General features: G+C 48.1%; 12 protein-coding genes. 4 read left to right on the top strand and 8 right to left on the bottom strand.

From position 1 onward, the window contains the following. Window positions 1-8: 8 nt before the first annotated feature. Window positions 9-1,214, bottom strand: coding sequence for a ribosomal protein uL16 3-hydroxylase (locus tag E4T80_RS07195; RefSeq protein WP_135056672.1), 1,206 nt, complete (start codon window positions 1,212-1,214; stop codon window positions 9-11). 311 nt (window positions 1,215-1,525) lie between these two features. Between E4T80_RS07195 and E4T80_RS07190 the strand changes: the two genes are divergently transcribed. Continuing rightward, window positions 1,526-1,759: a PTS transporter subunit EIIB gene (locus E4T80_RS07190; RefSeq protein ID WP_053067685.1), complete on the top strand. Its 234-nt coding sequence runs from the start codon at window positions 1,526-1,528 to the stop codon at window positions 1,757-1,759. Window positions 1,760-1,792: 33 nt separating this feature from the next. Here the strand turns inward: E4T80_RS07190 and E4T80_RS07185 are convergent, their stop codons facing one another. Both E4T80_RS07185 and E4T80_RS07180 read right to left on the bottom strand, forming a co-directional pair. After that, window positions 1,793-2,620: a MurR/RpiR family transcriptional regulator gene (locus E4T80_RS07185; RefSeq protein WP_135056669.1), complete on the bottom strand. Its 828-nt coding sequence runs from the start codon at window positions 2,618-2,620 to the stop codon at window positions 1,793-1,795. Window positions 2,621-2,902: 282 nt separating this feature from the next. After that, a complete protein-coding gene (locus E4T80_RS07180; protein WP_135056666.1) occupies window positions 2,903-4,819 on the bottom strand; it encodes a bifunctional 5-dehydro-2-deoxygluconokinase/5-dehydro-2-deoxyphosphogluconate aldolase in 1,917 nt (638 codons plus the stop codon). Between the two features lie 263 nt (window positions 4,820-5,082). Between E4T80_RS07180 and iolD the strand changes: the two genes are divergently transcribed. The 3 genes from iolD to iolG all read left to right on the top strand — a co-directional run bounded on the left by iolD (window position 5,083) and on the right by iolG (window position 9,074). Next, a complete protein-coding gene (gene iolD, locus E4T80_RS07175) occupies window positions 5,083-7,017 on the top strand; it encodes a 3D-(3,5/4)-trihydroxycyclohexane-1,2-dione acylhydrolase (decyclizing) (RefSeq protein WP_135056663.1) in 1,935 nt (644 codons plus the stop codon). 148 nt (window positions 7,018-7,165) lie between these two features. Then, the gene (gene iolE, locus E4T80_RS07170; protein ID WP_135056659.1) at window positions 7,166-8,062 is read left to right on the top strand and encodes a myo-inosose-2 dehydratase; all 897 of its coding nucleotides are present in this window, start codon (window positions 7,166-7,168) and stop codon (window positions 8,060-8,062) included. A gap of 1 nt (window position 8,063) precedes the next feature. Then, a complete protein-coding gene (gene iolG, locus E4T80_RS07165) occupies window positions 8,064-9,074 on the top strand; it encodes an inositol 2-dehydrogenase (RefSeq protein WP_135056656.1) in 1,011 nt (336 codons plus the stop codon). 236 nt (window positions 9,075-9,310) lie between these two features. On the opposite strand, the gene E4T80_RS07160 is transcribed toward iolG, so the two are convergent. The 5 genes from E4T80_RS07160 to E4T80_RS07140 all read right to left on the bottom strand — a co-directional run bounded on the left by E4T80_RS07160 (window position 9,311) and on the right by E4T80_RS07140 (window position 16,190). Continuing rightward, window positions 9,311-10,450 carry a Gfo/Idh/MocA family protein gene (locus tag E4T80_RS07160; protein ID WP_135056653.1) on the bottom strand — a complete coding sequence of 380 codons (1,140 nt, stop codon included), beginning with the start codon at window positions 10,448-10,450 and terminating at the stop codon, window positions 9,311-9,313. Between the two features lie 268 nt (window positions 10,451-10,718). Next, complete coding sequence (locus tag E4T80_RS07155; RefSeq protein WP_135056650.1) at window positions 10,719-11,747, bottom strand: ABC transporter permease; 1,029 nt, start codon at window positions 11,745-11,747, stop codon at window positions 10,719-10,721. 11 nt (window positions 11,748-11,758) lie between these two features. Beyond that, a complete protein-coding gene (locus E4T80_RS07150; protein ID WP_135056647.1) occupies window positions 11,759-13,303 on the bottom strand; it encodes a sugar ABC transporter ATP-binding protein in 1,545 nt (514 codons plus the stop codon). Window positions 13,304-13,357: 54 nt separating this feature from the next. Next, window positions 13,358-14,296 (bottom strand): sugar ABC transporter substrate-binding protein, encoded by a 939-nt coding sequence (locus E4T80_RS07145; protein ID WP_047975750.1) that lies wholly within the window; start codon window positions 14,294-14,296, stop codon window positions 13,358-13,360. 382 nt (window positions 14,297-14,678) lie between these two features. Next, window positions 14,679-16,190 (bottom strand): CoA-acylating methylmalonate-semialdehyde dehydrogenase, encoded by a 1,512-nt coding sequence (locus E4T80_RS07140; protein WP_135056644.1) that lies wholly within the window; start codon window positions 16,188-16,190, stop codon window positions 14,679-14,681. Between the last annotated feature and the right edge of the window lie 104 nt (window positions 16,191-16,294).

The following is a 16,294-nucleotide window of genomic DNA, read 5'->3' as shown; positions in this document are numbered from 1 at the left end:
AGTCGGATTTATTCCGCTTCTTCTAAGATCAGCCAGCCGTTATCCAGCCAATCGCACAGGCTGTCGAGCAGTAGTTCGAGTTGATCCTGATTTTCCGCTTGGGCAGCCAATTTATTCCACGAAATCGCATCGCCATTGGCTATTCTAATCAATAATGTCGCTTCGGCTTCGTTAAGTTCGTCAATCCACTCGCCGTTGACATACACCCGCTGCGGATTGTCCGTATAGACAATTTTGACGTTGGCATCTTGCTGAATCCAGCCGCCCGCTTCCAGTATTTCTTGCACCTCGTCCGGATAGAACGCATTGTCCTCCGTTAGTTGTTCGTAGCGGCGGGCGCTGACGGCGGTGGCAACGCTGTGGGTAAAGAGCGCATCAAATTGTTCGGCGTGTTGTAATAACGCAATGAGTTGCTGTTTGAGGCGTGCAACCATTTGCGGATCGAGCAAGCCGTTCGACTGCTCGGCAGGTGAAAGCCGAAATGGTAGGGTGAATTGTGAGGTCGGTAAACTCTCGCTTTGATGCTCAAGGGTTTTACATAGGTTTTCCAGTAAGTCCGCGGCATTTGGAAAACGTAAGCCGAATGAGAAAGTGAGGCAGTCGTCCTGTGCCACGCCATAGTGCGACAGGCGGGACGGCACATACAGCACATCGCCTGGCGCAAGCACTTCATCAAAAATCAGCTCTCCCATATCGTCAAAAATACGGATTGGCTGGTTGGGCTTGAACTCGGTGCTGGGATCACACCACTTGCCTAATTGCCAGCGGCGATGACCGTAACCCTGCACTAAGAACACGTCATATTCATCATAATGGCGACCGACCGAACCGCCTTTCGGTGCATAAGACACCATAATATCGTCCCGTTGCCATTGCGGAATATAGCCGAAGGCTTGCCACAATGCCCCTAATTCCGGAGACCATTGTTCCAGATTTTGCACGAGAACAGACCATTGTGCCGGCAAGTTTTGGAAATCGCTGTCGCTTAGCGGGCTGCGTTTGAGCGACCATTTTTCGCCGTTTTCGCCTATATCGGTGCGGATCAGGCGGGCGGTAACGTCCTCTTGTTGTGCTAGCTCGATAATATCCGCCGGTTCAAATAAACCGACAATTTGCGGTAAGCCGTTGCGGATCACAAGCGGTTGTTTCTGCCAATAATCTTGCAAAAAAATTTCGGGGGTAATATTTTCGGGTAAGCAAAATGGAATGTTCATCGTGAGAGTCCTTTGCAATCAAAGAGAGTGGTTTATTTTAACAGTAACTTTTTCTTTTTACCAATGGGCGATTTATGGCTGAATGATTATTTTAAAAATAGAGGTAATTTAAGTACGCAATCAATTTATTTTTGCGGCGTCATTTATATCGGGAGATTTAAAACAAACGTTATTTTTCATCAGATTATGCTATAAATATCAAGTGTCTAATAGCTTGTTGCGGTGATTTGATTAGGTGTAAAATAGTGAGGTGAATTTGGGATAAATAGCGGTTATCGTCATTGTGATATTGGTGGAATAAAGGAGGCAAAATGGCTGTTATCAATAATATTTTAGCTGCATTAGGTCATATAGAGAATATTCAAAATGTGGAAGCCTGTTTGACCCGTTTAAGAGTGGTACTGCATAATGATCGCCTTTTAGATAAAGCCGCTTTGAAAAAATTGGGGGCGGTCGATGTCGTGAAAGTCGGCAATATGCAGCAAATTATTTTTGGGGTGAAATCGGCGCAATATTGCGATGAAATTCAAGCGTTAATGGCGTAATTAGAGAGACCTGCGTTTTGGCAGGTCTATTCATTATGCCTTTCTTAATGCAAGGGAAACGGCAATGGTTTGTACCAGCGTCATTGTCGCACATTGGGAGCGGAATCCGCTCAGTTGCGCTTCTTTAATGATAAAGGAGACATCGCTGAACGCCAGTAACGGGCTGAGTTGGCTGTCGGTAATGGCGATATGTTTAACGCCGGGTCTGGCGGTGGCGGTAACCACATTCACCGTTTCGTTAGCGTAGGGGGAAAAGCTGATGGCAATCAGCGCATCGCCTTCAGTAATGCGATTAAGTTGTTCATCAAACATACCGCCTGAACCGTCAATCATAAAGACATCATAATCTAAATGATGCAGGGCATAGTTGAGATAGTTGGCGATACTGAATGAGCGTTTTAAGCCGACAATAAAAATGCGTTTGGCATCATTTAAAATAGTTACCACTTGCTCCAGTTGCTCGTTGCTGACTTTTTTTGCCAGCTGTTGCAGGGCTTGCGTATTACCTTGTGCGAACACATTCAGAACCTGACTCAAATCACTGCTTTGCCCGTCAATATCAGGTTCAATTTGGCGGAACAGTTGTACCCGTTCGGTATAGCGTGATGTGCCTTCCATCATATCTTGACGGAAAAGCTGCTTCACTTCGTTAAAGCCGCTAAAGCCAAAGGCGTTGGCAAAACGAATAAGGGTGGAAGGCGGCACACCGGCACGTTCGGCAATGGTCGATACCGTATCAAATACCACGCTGTTACCGTTATCCAACACATATTGTGCCACCTGTTTTAATCGTTTGCTCAAACCGTCATATTGCTTACGAATTTCCTCCTGAAAATGAGCAAGTTGGGTAGGTTCATTCATTTCAATGTATTCTCTTGTTGAATTTTTGTTTCATTATACCTACTTTCGTTATTAAATAGGATTATTTTCGCTGATGATGAAATGAATATGAGCGAATATTTTATTGTTTCTATTTAGCCGATATTATCTTTTTTTATAGATATTTGGTGATTTCGTGTATTAACAAGCGGTCTGTTATACCTGATTTTTTGCAGAGCTATATAGCTGCTGTACAAATTGGACTGCGAGCAATGATAGAAGGACGCCACGCCGGCGTCCTTTTGATAATAGGTAAAGGGAGAATTAACGTTGCTGCCAAAATTCAATCAATGTGCGGTATTTTTGGGAGACGGCATTGATTAAGCCTTGATCGTCAAGTTGATTGGCAAGCCATTTTTCGGCAGGTTCGCCGAAAATAGTACGCCCGACCGCAAACCCTTTCACTTTGTGGCAGCCTTTGGCTTGTGCAAAGATCTCCTTAAAGCTATCAAGGGGGGCATCTAGCCCTAAAATCAGAATACCGCGACAGTCCGGATCGTTTGCTTCAATCGTGTCGGCAATCGCTTGCCATTGTGGTGTGGAAAGACTGGGCAGCTTCCACCATTCCGGTTTGATACCGAGCTGATAAAAATCGGAGATCGCTTTTTGGTAAAAGCCTTCATCTTGCGGCATATCTGCCGGGAGAATAATCTCAAGTAGCAATTCGTGTCCTGTACGGCAGCAGGCTTGGTAGATCTCTTTTAATTTACGATCCTGGTTTGCCTTTAACTCGGCATCATCGTGAGGGTGGTAGAATGCTAAGCATTTAATCACGTGATCCCGAGGGAATGTGGCTAACTGTGTGCCTAAATCGCCGTATTCTAATGAGAGTGGGCGTGAGGACGGCGCTTCAATCGGGCGGGCGATCCAGTAATCTTTACCGGTAATCGCATTTAGCGCATCTTGACCGAACGTCGTGTCGGCGAGAATACCCGCCTGATTGTGCGGTAAGCCCGCTTGCTCGGCAGCTTGTTCCATTGCTTTAAGCAACAGTTGTTTCAGTTTCGGTAAGCGAGCGGTGTCGGCACTGACTTTATCTGCCATATCAACTAACTGCTTGCGGTGATCAAAGGCAAAAATACAGAGATTTTCCCACTGTTTTTTGCGGGTGGTAACACGGTGAAGGTGATTGAGCCGCTCATCTAAATCAGGGCGAGGCACGGATTCCGCTCGGGTTAAATAGTCGTCCAGCTCCCGTTTGGTCGGCATTGCCGGCGAGCAACCGTGGCGGGAAACCACTAACGCCCCGCACGCATTGGCATAGCGACACGCTTGCGCCCAGCCTTCATTATTCAAATAGCCACGCATTAAGCCTGACATAAAGGCATCGCCAGCCCCCAGCACATTTAGCACTTCGACCTGTACGCCGTACACGTTTAAACCGCCGTCCAAATCCGCCGGCAATGCGCCCTCGAATACGGAGCAACCTAGTGCGCCCCGTTTACACACAAGCACGGCATCGGAGACGTTTCGCACATTTTTTAAGGCGGTGAGCGTATCCGTTGAGCCGCCGGCGATATGAAATTCTTCTTCTGTGCCGACAATCAGATCAAAATGGTGCAACACGGCTTGCAGGGATTTCGTTACTTCCGCATTGTCGATATAGCGGGTTTCGCCGTCTCCCAATGAGGTAAGCCCCCACAGTACCGGACGGTAATCAATATCCAACGCACGTTTTACCTCATTTCTGCCGGCATATTCCAGTGCCGTCAGCACAGCTTCACGGGTTTTCGGGTGGGAAAGATGCGTACCGGTAATGGCTAAAGCACGGCTGGAGGCAATGTAGGCTTCACTGAAATCATCTTTGGTGAGCGCCATATCGGCACAATTATCCCGATAGAAAATCAACGGAAAGGTTTCTTTGTCTTTAATGCCTAAGATGACGAGTGCGGTGAGATGATCTTTGTCAGTGATTAAATGGCTGGTATCAACGCCGACACTGTCCAACTCTTCCCGCAAAAAACGCCCCATATGTTCATCGCCTACCCGTGCCAACATTGAGGAACGCAGCCCTTGCACCGCCGCGCCGTAAGCGACATTGCCGGAAGAACCGCCCAAATATTTGGCAAAGGTCGTCATATCTTCCAAGCGTGATCCGATTTGTTGTCCATAGAGATCGACAGCTACCCGCCCCAAGCAGATCAAATCCAGCGGGCGATCTTGATGATTTACAGTCGCCATAGCGCACTCCTTTTAACGAAAATGTGTTGATGTAAGGCATTATACAAAGTGAAATATTTATTTCAAATTTATTCTATTTTAAATTATCATTTCTGTGATTAAGTTCTCATATTGCGGATAAAAGTGAGAATTTTGCCGAAATGTGAACTGGTTCACATCTTTTTTCCCTATTGCCTGCTATTATAAATGAAATAAAATTTTCATTTTGCAAAAATGGGTAGCAAACAGACCGCTTGTCTCGGCGGTGAACCCAAGGGGGCGTTATGCAGACAACACGTTTAACCGTGGCACAGGCACTGGTTCGTTTTTTGGATAATCAATATTTGGACGTTGACGGTCAAGAAATCAAATTTGTCCACGGTATCGCAGCGATTTTCGGACACGGCAACGTGCTGGGTATTGGGCAGGCGTTAGCGCAAGATGCGGGGGAGCTGACCCTTTATCAAGGGCGGAACGAACAGGGAATGGCGCATTTGGCGATAGGCTTTGCTAAGCAAAATTTGAGGCAAAAAATCATTGCCTGTACTTCATCAGTCGGACCGGGGGCGGCAAATATGGTTACTGCTGCGGCAACCGCCACGGCGAACCGTATTCCGCTATTACTGCTGCCCGGCGATGTGTTTGCCTCCCGCCAGCCGGATCCGGTATTACAACAGATTGAGCAACCCTATGATTTGAGCATCAGCACGAACGATGCGTTTCGAGCGGTAAGTAAATATTGGGACAGAGTGCAACGCCCCGAACAGTTAATGAGTGCCTGTATCAATGCGTTTCGGGTGCTGACCGATCCGGCGGAAACCGGTGCGGTAACGATTGCGTTGCCGCAAGACGTGCAGGCGGAAAGTTTTGACTTCCCAAACAGTTTCTTACAGAAAAGGGTGCATCGTTTAGAACGCACGCCGCCAACGGCGGCAGCCCTTGAGCAAGCGATAGCGTTGTTGATGAGCAAGCAGAAGCCGTTGATCATTTGCGGCGGGGGCGTGCGTTACTCGCAAGCGGGTCGAATGTTGCAACAATTTGCAACCCGGTTTGGGATTCCGTTTGCCGAAACTCAAGCGGGCAGAAGTGCGGTGATCTCTGACGATCCACTCAATGTCGGCGGCGTAGGGGAAACGGGTTGCTTGGCAGCCAACCGTTTGGCAAAAGAGGCGGATTTAATCATCGGGATTGGTACACGCTATACCGATTTCACCACCTCATCAAAATGGTTATTCCAGCAGCCCGACGTGCAATTTTTGAATATCAATATCGCCCGTTTTGATGCCTATAAACTTGATGGCGTACAACTGGTGGCGGATGCGAAAACCGCACTGGAGGCACTTCGCCTAGCTTTGCCGAGGGATTACAAAACGCAATGGGGCGATGCGATTAAGCACGCTAAAGCCGATTTTGCCGAAGAAATTCAGCGGTTGCGCAATGTGCGTTATCGCCCTGATTTTACCCCCGAAATCAACGATGAGCTGGATCATCAAGTGGTGCATCGGGAATTTATCGGCTTAACCGGCTCACAACTGACCCAGTCGCAAGTGCTGGGGATTGTGAACGAGACGATTGATCACGATGCGATTATTGTTGCCGCTGCCGGCAGTTTACCCGGCGATTTACAGCGTAGTTGGCTCTGCAAAGGCGAAGGGACTTACCACCTTGAGTACGGCTATTCCTGTATGGGCTATGAGGTCAGCGCAGCGGTGGGGGTGAAAATTGCCGAACCGGCGCGGGAAGTATATGCGCTGCTCGGCGACGGCTCTTATCTGATGGCACACTCCGAATTGGTAACTTCAATCCAAGAAGGCAAGAAAATCAATGTGGTGCTGTTTGATAATATGGCGAACGGTTGCATTAATAACCTGCAAATCGGCAACGGAATGGACAGTTTCGGCACGGAGTTTCGTTTCCGCAACCACGATACAAATCGGTTGAACGGTGGCTTAGTGCCGATCGATTTTGCCAAAAATGCGCAAGCCTACGGTTGCAAAACTTACCGTGTTACGAATGAAGCCGAGTTGCGAGCTGCCCTTGTTGATGCGAAGCGGCAAAGGGTTTCGACCTTGATCGATGTGAAAGTGCTGCCGAAAACAATGGCGCACGGCTATGGTTGCTGGTGGCACGTTGGGGTGGCGGAAGTTGCCGACAGTGAGCGGGTTCAACAGGCGAGAGCAAGATCCGTTGCACAGTTAGCGAAAGCGAGAAAATATTGATCCGATGATGCTCCCTTGATTGAAGGATCGATACAAGCGGTTGTTTGCGGGCGTTAATTTGCAAAGCACCAAGCTGATGTTGCAAATATTGTGCAACATCTTGCCGCTTGTTTATTCAGTTTATCTCTAAACCAAACGAGGTTTTTCTATGAAAGCAGAAAATATTCAACTCGGCATTGCGCCGATTGGCTGGACGAATGATGATTTGCCCGACTTGGGGGCGGAAAACAGCTTCGAGCAATGTATCAGCGAGATGGCGTTAGCGGGCTATACGGGCTGCGAGGTGGGAAATAAGTATCCACGCGATGTGGCGGTGCTGAAGCACAAGCTAAACCTGCGGGGAATGCAAATCTGTAATGCGTGGTTCAGCACCTTTTTTGTGGACGGCAAGCGGGAAGAAACCCTCGCCGCCTTTATCAAACACCGTGATTTTCTGCACGCAATGGGGGCAAAAGTGATCGGTTGTTCCGAGCAAAGCCGCAGCATTCAAGGCACAACCAAAGCCGTTTTCAAAGACAAGCCGATTTTTAACGATGAAGATTGGGCGAAAATGGCACAAGGCTATAACGAACTGGCAAAGCTGGCGGCGGAAAAGGGAATGAAAGTGTGTCTGCATCATCATATGGGGACGGGGATTCAAACCCCTGAAGAAGTGGATCGCTATATGGCAGCGGTGAATGATGACGTCTATTTGCTGTTTGATTCAGGGCATTTGTACTATTCCGAAGGAAGCCAACAAGCAATGTTGGGCGTGTTGGAAAAGTATATTGATCGCATTATCCACGTGCATTTAAAAGATGTGCGTGATGAAGTGGTGGCACAGGTAAAAGCCAACGACTTGAGTTTCTTGGAAGGGGTCAAAAAAGGCACTTTTACCGTACCGGGTGATGGCGTGATCGATTTCAAACCGATTTTCGATATTCTCGACCAACACAATTATCAAGGTTGGATGGTGGTAGAAGCCGAACAAGATCCGGCAATTGCCAACCCATTTGAATATGCCCTCAAAGGCAGACAGTATATTCGTGATGTTGCAGGAGTTTAATATGTTAAAAATAGGCATTATCGGCGCAGGGCGTATCGGGCGGGTACACGCCGAGAGTATCGGCAAATATGTGAAAGGGGTGGACATTAAAGCGATTTCCGATGTAAAAATCAGTGATGAACTGACCGCTTGGGCAGCATCAATGGGTATTCCGAACGTTTATAGCGATTATAAAAACATCTTGCAAGATCCTGAGATCGATGCTGTTCTGGTGTGTTCTTCGACTAACACCCACGCCCCGATTTCGATTGAAGCCGCCCAAGCGGGTAAACACGTTTTCTGTGAAAAACCGGTGGACGCCGATCCGGCAAATATTCGGGCGGTATTGGCAGCGGTAGATAAAGCCGGCGTGAAATTTCAAGTCGGGTTTAACCGCCGCTTTGATCATAATTTTAAAGCGATTAAAGATCGGATTGTGGCAGGGGATATCGGTGAACCGCATATTATTCGAGTAACATCTCGTGATCCGGAAGCCCCGCCGATTGAGTATGTGAAAGTCTCCGGCGGTATGTTTTTTGATATGACCATTCACGATTTCGATATGATCCGCTACCTCTCAGGCAGCGAAGTGGAGGAGGTGTTTGCGGTTGGTACGGTTTTGGTTGATGCGGCAATCGGCGCGGCGGGAGATATTGACACGGCGGTCATCACCTTAAAATTGGCAAACGGCGCAATCGGGGTGATTGATAACAGCCGTAAAGCCGCCTATGGCTACGATCAGCGTGCGGAAGTGTTTGGCTCAAAAGGGGCGGTTCACATCACCAACGATACCGGCTCAACGGCAGTGTTTTCCGGAGAAAACGGCGTGATCGCCGAAAAACCGAAATATTTCTTCTTGGAGCGTTATATGCAATCTTTCGCCGATGAAATCCGTTGTTTTGTGGATTCGGTCGTGAATGACAAACCGACCCTCGTCAATGGTAATGACGGCTTACAGCCCGTGTTAATCGCATTGGCAGCCCAAAAATCCCTTGCGGAAAACCGTCCGGTGAAATTGAGTGAAATCGCATAATCTATTGCGATGACAAGCGGTCGGGTTAGTCGGTTTTTTTGCGATATCCGACCAACACATCAGACGGAGAGTGTAATATCCACTGACATTCATTGAAGTTAAATCGTGTTAATGTGTGATAAAACGGACGCCAGCGTGGCGCACCGATATGATGAGCGAAGTTTCGATTGCGCCATAAATGACGATAAAATCACAACGCTGTGTCTTTATTGACACGGCGTTTTTCTTTCTCGGTTTTAGGTGGAAATCTCGCTGACGTCCACCCAGCGTTTTTCCTGTGCCGATTTTGCGATCGCTTCTAACACACACGAAACGCGGTAGCCCTCTTCAAAATCGGGAAACATCGGATCACCGGCGGCAATGCCGTTGATCAAATCACGGATTTCTACGCTTTTTTGGTCATTAAAGCCGATGCCGTGTCCGGCACTGACGCAGAACGCGGCATAATCGGGGTGTTCGGGGCCGACCAAAATGGTTTTGAAACCTTGGCGGGAAATTGCGTCATCGTGGCGGTAGAGTTTCAGTTCTGCCATTCGTTCTTGGGTGTAGCTGAGTGTGCCTTTGGTGCCGGTTACGACATAGGTCAGCCCCATTTTACGTCCGCAGGCAATGCGTGAGCTTTCAATCGTCCCCATTACGCCATTGGCAAAGCGCACTAAAGCACTTGCCTGATCTTCATTTTCCACGTTGATTTTTTCCGCTAAATTGTACGGATTCGGGCGTTCGCTAATCACCGTTTGCATATCGCCAATCACGCTCACAATCTGCTTGCCGACCAAATAGTGCGCCATATTGACGATGTGTGCGGCTAAATCGCCGAGCGTGCCTAGCCCTGCTTTATCTTTATAGCAGTGCCAGTCGATCGGGGTAGCGGGATTTGCGAGATAGTCTTCGTGATGAGTGCCGTAAAAATGGACGACCTCGCCGATTTCGCCGTTTTGGATAATTTGACGGGCAAGCTGTGTGGTCGGGTTTTTAATGTAGTTAAAGCCGACTAAGGTTTTGACGCCGGCTTGGCGGGCGGCTTCGACCATCTCTTTCGCATCGGCTGCCGTGAGCGCCAGCGGTTTTTCCGAGTAAACGTGCTTGCCGTGTTTGATCGCTTCTAATGCAATCTCTTTATGCAGGAAATTCGGTGTGCAAATATCCACGACATCGACATTCGGATCGGCAACTAATTTTCGCCAATCGTCAGTCGCACGGGCAAAGCCAAATTCTTGCGCCTTTTGTTCGGCGAGTGCTTGGTTGATTTCAGCCAAATAGGCGAGTCGGATTTTGCCTTTCAGCGGAAAGAGTGTCGGGGTTTGTGCATAAGCAATGGCGTGGCAACGTCCGATATAGCCGGTGCCGACCAAGCCGATATTTACGGTTTTCATAATCTGATCCTTGTTGAAACAAGCGGTGAGTTTTGGGGTGTTTTTTGCAACATTACAATATTATGTCGCAGTTGCACAAAGTTGTTTTTTGTTCCCTTGTAGGGACACACTGCGTGTGTCCGGGTTTTAACTATTGAAATAATTTAATTTTTACAAAGGACACACGCAGTGTGTCCCTACAATAAGATTGAAATCATTATGTTGTGCGTTGGCGGCATAATGCCGATTTAGCTCAAAAGAGAGCGAACAAGGGTTCGCTCTTTGAGGGTTAGATTGCGCCGCGTCTGCTCTTGGCGTAGGTGTCGAAAGCCACGGCAAGAATAATGATAACGCCCATAATAATTTGCTGGTAATAGGCGGACACATCCATTAGCACTAAGCCGTTGATTAGCACGCCCATAATGATAGATCCGATAATTGTGCCGGTAATGCGTCCGTAGCCGCCCATTAGTGAGGTGCCGCCGATGACGACCGAGGCAATCACCCGTAGCTCAAAGGAGACGCCGGCAACTGATTCGGCACTGCCAAGCCGAGCGGAGAGGATAAAGCCCGCTAATCCGGCTAATGCACCGATCACCACATAGACGCTCACTAAGGTGCGGTTGATATTAACACCGGCAAGGCGGGCGGCTTCGGGATTGCCGCCGACAGAATATACATAACGTCCCCAGCGGGTTTTGTGTAAGGCGAAATAGCCGATAATGGCAACGACGGCAAAGATGATGACCGGTACGGGGACACCGAGCAGATCGCCACGTCCCCACCAGCGATAGCCTTCATCAAAACCGGCGATTGGCGAGCCGTTGTTCAGCACAAGGGTTAAGCCCCGCCAAATTGTCATTCCGCCGAGGGTGATGATAAACGGCGGCAGTTTGAGTTTGGTCACGCCCAAGCCGTGTAGCCAGCCGATGAGCGTGCCTAATCCTAAACAGACGGATAAGCCGATCAGCCAGCTCATTCCGCCCCACGCACCGGCTTCCACTGTTACGGTATTTTCTCCCTTAATAATGTACGCAGCGAACATTGCCGTAACGGCAAGAATTGAGCCGACCGAGAGATCGATGCCGGCAGTTAAGATCACAAAGGTCATTCCAACCGCCATAATGCCGAAAATGGAGACTTCGGTTAAGACGTTATAAATATTGCGTTGTGAGAGAAAGGCACTGTTTTGTGATGTGAAGAAGATGATAAGTAAGATTAGGAAAATGAGGACGCCGAAGCGTTCAAAGAATGCAATAAAATCAATGTTGCCCTGATCGTCAATCATTCCCAGATTTTTTAAAAATTGTGTTGTCATATAAACCTCTCTTAAGCGGCTTGGTCTCGCTGAACACCGATAGCCATCATTGACATAAGTTTTTCTTCCGTTGCCTCATCGCCGTGAATTTCACCGGTTACCCGCCCTTCGGAAAGGGTGATGATGCGGTCTGAAATCGCCATAATTTCCGGCAGATCCGAGGAAATAACCAATACCGCCACCCCTTGTTTTGCCATATCGAACAAGACTTGATGCACTTCGGATTTTGCACCGACATCAATGCCTCTGGTCGGCTCATCAACAATCAGCACTTTGGGATTGAGCGCCATACAACGTGCCAAAATCACTTTTTGCTGGTTGCCGCCGGAGAGCTTGCGGGCTTCCAACGTGCTGCTTGCCATTTTGATGCGTAAGGCTTGGCGGTAGGTTTCAATCAGATCATCTTCTTTTTTATTATCGACAAAGAGGTTGCCTTTGAGTAATTTGTCTAAAATCGGCAAGGTCATATTGGTTTTAATCGGTAGACCTAACACTAACCCCTCTTTTTTGCGATCTTCCGGCACTAATGCCACGCCTTTTTCTAACGCATCTAACGGGGAGGCGGCAGTGTAGGGGCTACCGTCTAAGCTAATTTCATCGGCGGTATAACTTTCTACGCCGAATAAACAGCGTGCAATTTCGGTACGACCTGCGCCGACAAGCCCTGCAATGCCCAGTATCTCGCCTTCGTGAATATTGAACGAGACGCCGTGTAAAGCGATACCGTGCGGATCGAGTACCGGTTTTTCTCGACAGAGATTTTTGACCGCCAAACGCACGGGGCGGTGGGTGTGGTGAGTGTCGGACGCAGGTCTGCGGGTGAAAGAGACTTCCCGCCCGACCATCATTTTGATGATCTGATCGACATTTACGTTTTGGACATTGCCCTCGCCAGAATAACGCCCATCTTGAAAGACGGTGAAGCGGTCGCACAGGGCAAATACTTCGTTTAAGCGGTGGGTAACATAAATAACGCTGATGCCGCGGCGTTTAAGATCCCGCACGATTTGGTGGAGTGTTTCGACCTCTTTGTCGCTGAGGGCGGCGGACGGCTCATCCATAATAATCAGTTTGGCATTTAAGGTCATCGCACGGGCGATTTCCACCATTTGTTGTTGGGCAACACTTAAACGGGATACTTGTGTGTCGGGTTTGATATGCAGGCCGAGATTATCCAGTACAATCTGAGCTTCCGCATTGACCGCTTTTTCATTGACAAACAGCCCGTTTACCGGCTCTCTGCCGAGAAAGAAATTTTCTGCTACCGTCATATTAGGCAATAAGTTAAATTCTTGGTAAATGGTAACAATGCCTTTAAGCTGGCGGTCGAAGGGGGAATCGTTCGGGCTTAATGTTTCACCGTTAAAGATGATATCGCCGCTGGTTTGCGGTTGTGCGCCAGAAAGCGCCTTTAAAAGTGTCGATTTACCCGCACCGTTTTCGCCCAGTAAAGCGTGAACTTCGCCTTTGGCAACGCTGAGTTTGACCCCGTCCAATGCCATAATGCCGGAAAAACTTTTGGTGAGGTGTTTAACTTCGAGTAAAGGAGTGGACATATAGCCTCCGTAAGAAAATGCCTTTCTGCAAGGGAGAGCAGAAAGGCTGATAAATTATTCGCTGACTTCTGCAAAACGTTCGGCTTCTTGCAGGTTATCTTTGAGAATAATTTTCGGCGGGTAGTTTGTGCCGGTTACAGGCTTTTTATCACGAATATTGCCGACAATTTGTTCTAACGCACTGCTGACGGCAAAACCCGGGCGTTGATCGGCGGTTAAGAATAGCCAGCCGTCTTTAACACGGGCGAGTGCTTCCGGCGTGGCATCAAAGCCGGTTACTAGGATCTCGCCGGCTTTTAAGCCTTGGCTGCGTAACGCCTCGATAGCCCCTAATGCCATATCATCGTTAGCGGAAATAATCACATCCGGCTTGTCTTTTAAGGTTGGCAATACACTTTCGATAATACGCAGCCCTTCGGAACGCAGCCAGTTACCCGTTTGGTTAATCACGATTTGGTATTGGCTACCACCGGCTGCCAGCTCATCACGAATACCTTGGGTTCGCTCAATATTAGACGTTGAACCGGGCTGACCGGTTAAGAGGATAATTTTGGCACCGTTAGGGTATTTCGCTTTGACCGCCTTCGCCACCGCTTGCCCGCCAGTGTAGTTGTTTGCACCAAAGTGCGGTACAGGCTTGCTGCTTTCGACCTTGCGATCTAAGGTTGCCGCCGGAATATTTTCTTGGGTGATCTCCTCGACCGCCGCTGAAATCGCATTCACATCATTGGGTGAGATGATGATCCCTTTCGCACCTCGTGTAATGGCATTTTCTAGATCGGAAGCCTGCTTGGTGGAAGAGCTTTGACCGTCCAAAACCTGTAACTTCACCTCCAGTTTTTTCCCCGTTTCAACAGCCACTTTTTGAAGTTGAACTTCAAACGGGCTAGATAAGTTCGGCAAACTGAATACGACTAATTCATCCTTAGCAAAACTGTTCATTGCTAAACCGAGTGTTAATGCACTCAATACAAACTTAACACGCATTTTCATTACAAACTCCTCTTTTTAAGGTGGGAATGGGCGGCAAACTTGCCGGCAGTCTTTCCATAACCTCATATTTCTAGGAAATGGAATTTATTTCAAAAATAAATCAAATGAAATAATTTTTTCAAAGTGAAATATAACATTCTAAAAATTTCAAACCAAATGCTTTGTTTAAAATATGTTAAACAGATCACATTTTTTGTACGGCAAGGGTTGCACATTGTTTTGCAAAAAATAGCGGAGAACAGACCGCTTGTTGTGTTTCGATTTGCATAATCGAACCTTTAAAGTGATCTTTTAGCGATTGAGGTGAACAATTTCCAGGAAAGGCGATAAAAAAAGCGGTGAGACTTCACCGCTGAATAGGTCGAAAATAGGCTGGGCGATTTTATAAGGTCGGGAAGTTAAACGCCGCTTGAGTGCGTACGGTACTGTCCGGCCAACGTGTTGTGATGGTTTTCATTCGAGTATAGAAGCGTACGCCATCGCTGCCATAGACGTTGAGCGGCCCGAAAATAGAGGCTTTCCAACCGCCGAAGCAGTGGAATGCCATCGGCACTGGAATCGGAATATTGATGCCGACCATTCCGGCTTGCACATCTTGGCTGAATTGGCGGGCGGCATCGCCATCACGGGTGAAAATGGCGCTGCCGTTTCCGTATTGGTGGCTGTTGATGACAGCCATTCCTTCCGTATAATCTTTCACCCGTACGATGGAAAGTACCGGCCCAAAAATTTCGTCTTGCCAAATGGTCATTTCAGGGGTAACGCGATCAAACAGTGTACCGCCGACAAAATAACCGCTCTCAAAGCCTGCTACGGTATAGTTACGCCCGTCCACGCAGAGGGTTGCTCCTTGTACGACTCCTTGTGCAATATAGTCCTCAATTTTCGCTTTATGCGCTTGGGAAATGACCGGTCCCATATCGTTTTCAGCCACACCTTCCGGCAGTAGCCCCGCACCGACTTTCAGTGCTTTTACTTTTGGAATAAGATTTTCGATGATTTTATCTGCCAGTTCATCGCCGACAATCACCGCAACGGATAATGCCATACAACGCTCGCCGGCCGCACCAAATGCCGCACCGAGCAAGGCATTGACCGTTGCCGGAATATCCGCATCGGGCATTATGAGGGCGTGGTTTTTCGCACCGCCTAGGGCTTGCACCCGTTTGCCGTGTGCCGAGCCTGTTTCATAGATATATTGGGCGATTGCAGTCGAACCGACAAAACTGACCGCTTGAATACGCGGGTCGGTTAATAGAATATCGACCGCCTCTTTATCGCCTTGTACAACGTTAAATACGCCGTCCGGTAAGCCGGCTTCTTTAAGCAGTTCCGCTAAACGAATCGAAACGGACGGATCTTTTTCAGACGGTTTTAGGACAAAGGTATTGCCGCAGGCAAGGGCTATTGGGAACATCCACATTGGCACCATTGCCGGAAAATTAAACGGAGTAATGCCGGCAACCACGCCGAGCGGTTGTTGTATAGAGTGAATATCGATACCACGTCCCGCATTGGCGGAGAACTCGCCTTTTTGTAGGTGCGGAATACCCGTTGCAAACTCGACGACTTCTAAGCCTCGGGTCAGCTCGCCCACTGCATCGGAGTAGATTTTACCGTGCTCGGTACTGATTAAGCGGGCTAATTCATCGAAATGGGCTTCAAGTAATGCTTTGAAATTAAATAGAATTCTGGCTCGGCGTAGGGGGGATTGCTGCGACCAGCTTTTAAAGGCTTGGTCTGCGGCGGCAATGGCGGCATCGACTTCGTCCGCTGTGCTTAATTTCACTTTTTTGATCTCTTCACCCGTGGCAGGGTTAAAGACAGGAAGCATACGTTGGCTTTGACTTTCTAACGCAACGCCGTTAATAAAATTAGGGACAAATTGGGTCATTTAGGCACTCCTTATCAGGTCGTTAAAGGGCAAAATATAGACAATAAGCTACCGCTAAAAATGGAAAATATCAATATATATCATTTAAAAATGAAAAATTTATT

Source organism: Muribacter muris, assembly GCF_004569585.1.
In the GTDB taxonomy this organism is placed as follows: Bacteria; Pseudomonadota; Gammaproteobacteria; order Enterobacterales; family Pasteurellaceae; genus Muribacter; species Muribacter muris.
The sequence above is the reverse complement of the archived record's forward strand: the minus strand, read 5'-3'. Positions and strand labels throughout refer to the sequence as shown.

What these genes read in the sequence shown, in the direction of transcription:
- E4T80_RS07195 (WP_135056672.1), bottom strand. Translation starts at nt 1,214, where the DNA reads ATGAACATTCCATTTTGCTTACCCGAAAATATTACCCCCGAAATTTTT.
- E4T80_RS07190 (WP_053067685.1), top strand. Translation starts at nt 1,526, where the DNA reads ATGGCTGTTATCAATAATATTTTAGCTGCATTAGGTCATATAGAGAAT.
- E4T80_RS07185 (WP_135056669.1), bottom strand. Translation starts at nt 2,620, where the DNA reads ATGAATGAACCTACCCAACTTGCTCATTTTCAGGAGGAAATTCGTAAG.
- E4T80_RS07180 (WP_135056666.1), bottom strand. Translation starts at nt 4,819, where the DNA reads ATGGCGACTGTAAATCATCAAGATCGCCCGCTGGATTTGATCTGCTTG.
- iolD (WP_135056663.1), top strand. Translation starts at nt 5,083, where the DNA reads ATGCAGACAACACGTTTAACCGTGGCACAGGCACTGGTTCGTTTTTTG.
- iolE (WP_135056659.1), top strand. Translation starts at nt 7,166, where the DNA reads ATGAAAGCAGAAAATATTCAACTCGGCATTGCGCCGATTGGCTGGACG.
- iolG (WP_135056656.1), top strand. Translation starts at nt 8,064, where the DNA reads ATGTTAAAAATAGGCATTATCGGCGCAGGGCGTATCGGGCGGGTACAC.
- E4T80_RS07160 (WP_135056653.1), bottom strand. Translation starts at nt 10,450, where the DNA reads ATGAAAACCGTAAATATCGGCTTGGTCGGCACCGGCTATATCGGACGT.
- E4T80_RS07155 (WP_135056650.1), bottom strand. Translation starts at nt 11,747, where the DNA reads ATGACAACACAATTTTTAAAAAATCTGGGAATGATTGACGATCAGGGC.
- E4T80_RS07150 (WP_135056647.1), bottom strand. Translation starts at nt 13,303, where the DNA reads ATGTCCACTCCTTTACTCGAAGTTAAACACCTCACCAAAAGTTTTTCC.
- E4T80_RS07145 (WP_047975750.1), bottom strand. Translation starts at nt 14,296, where the DNA reads ATGAAAATGCGTGTTAAGTTTGTATTGAGTGCATTAACACTCGGTTTA.
- E4T80_RS07140 (WP_135056644.1), bottom strand. Translation starts at nt 16,190, where the DNA reads ATGACCCAATTTGTCCCTAATTTTATTAACGGCGTTGCGTTAGAAAGT.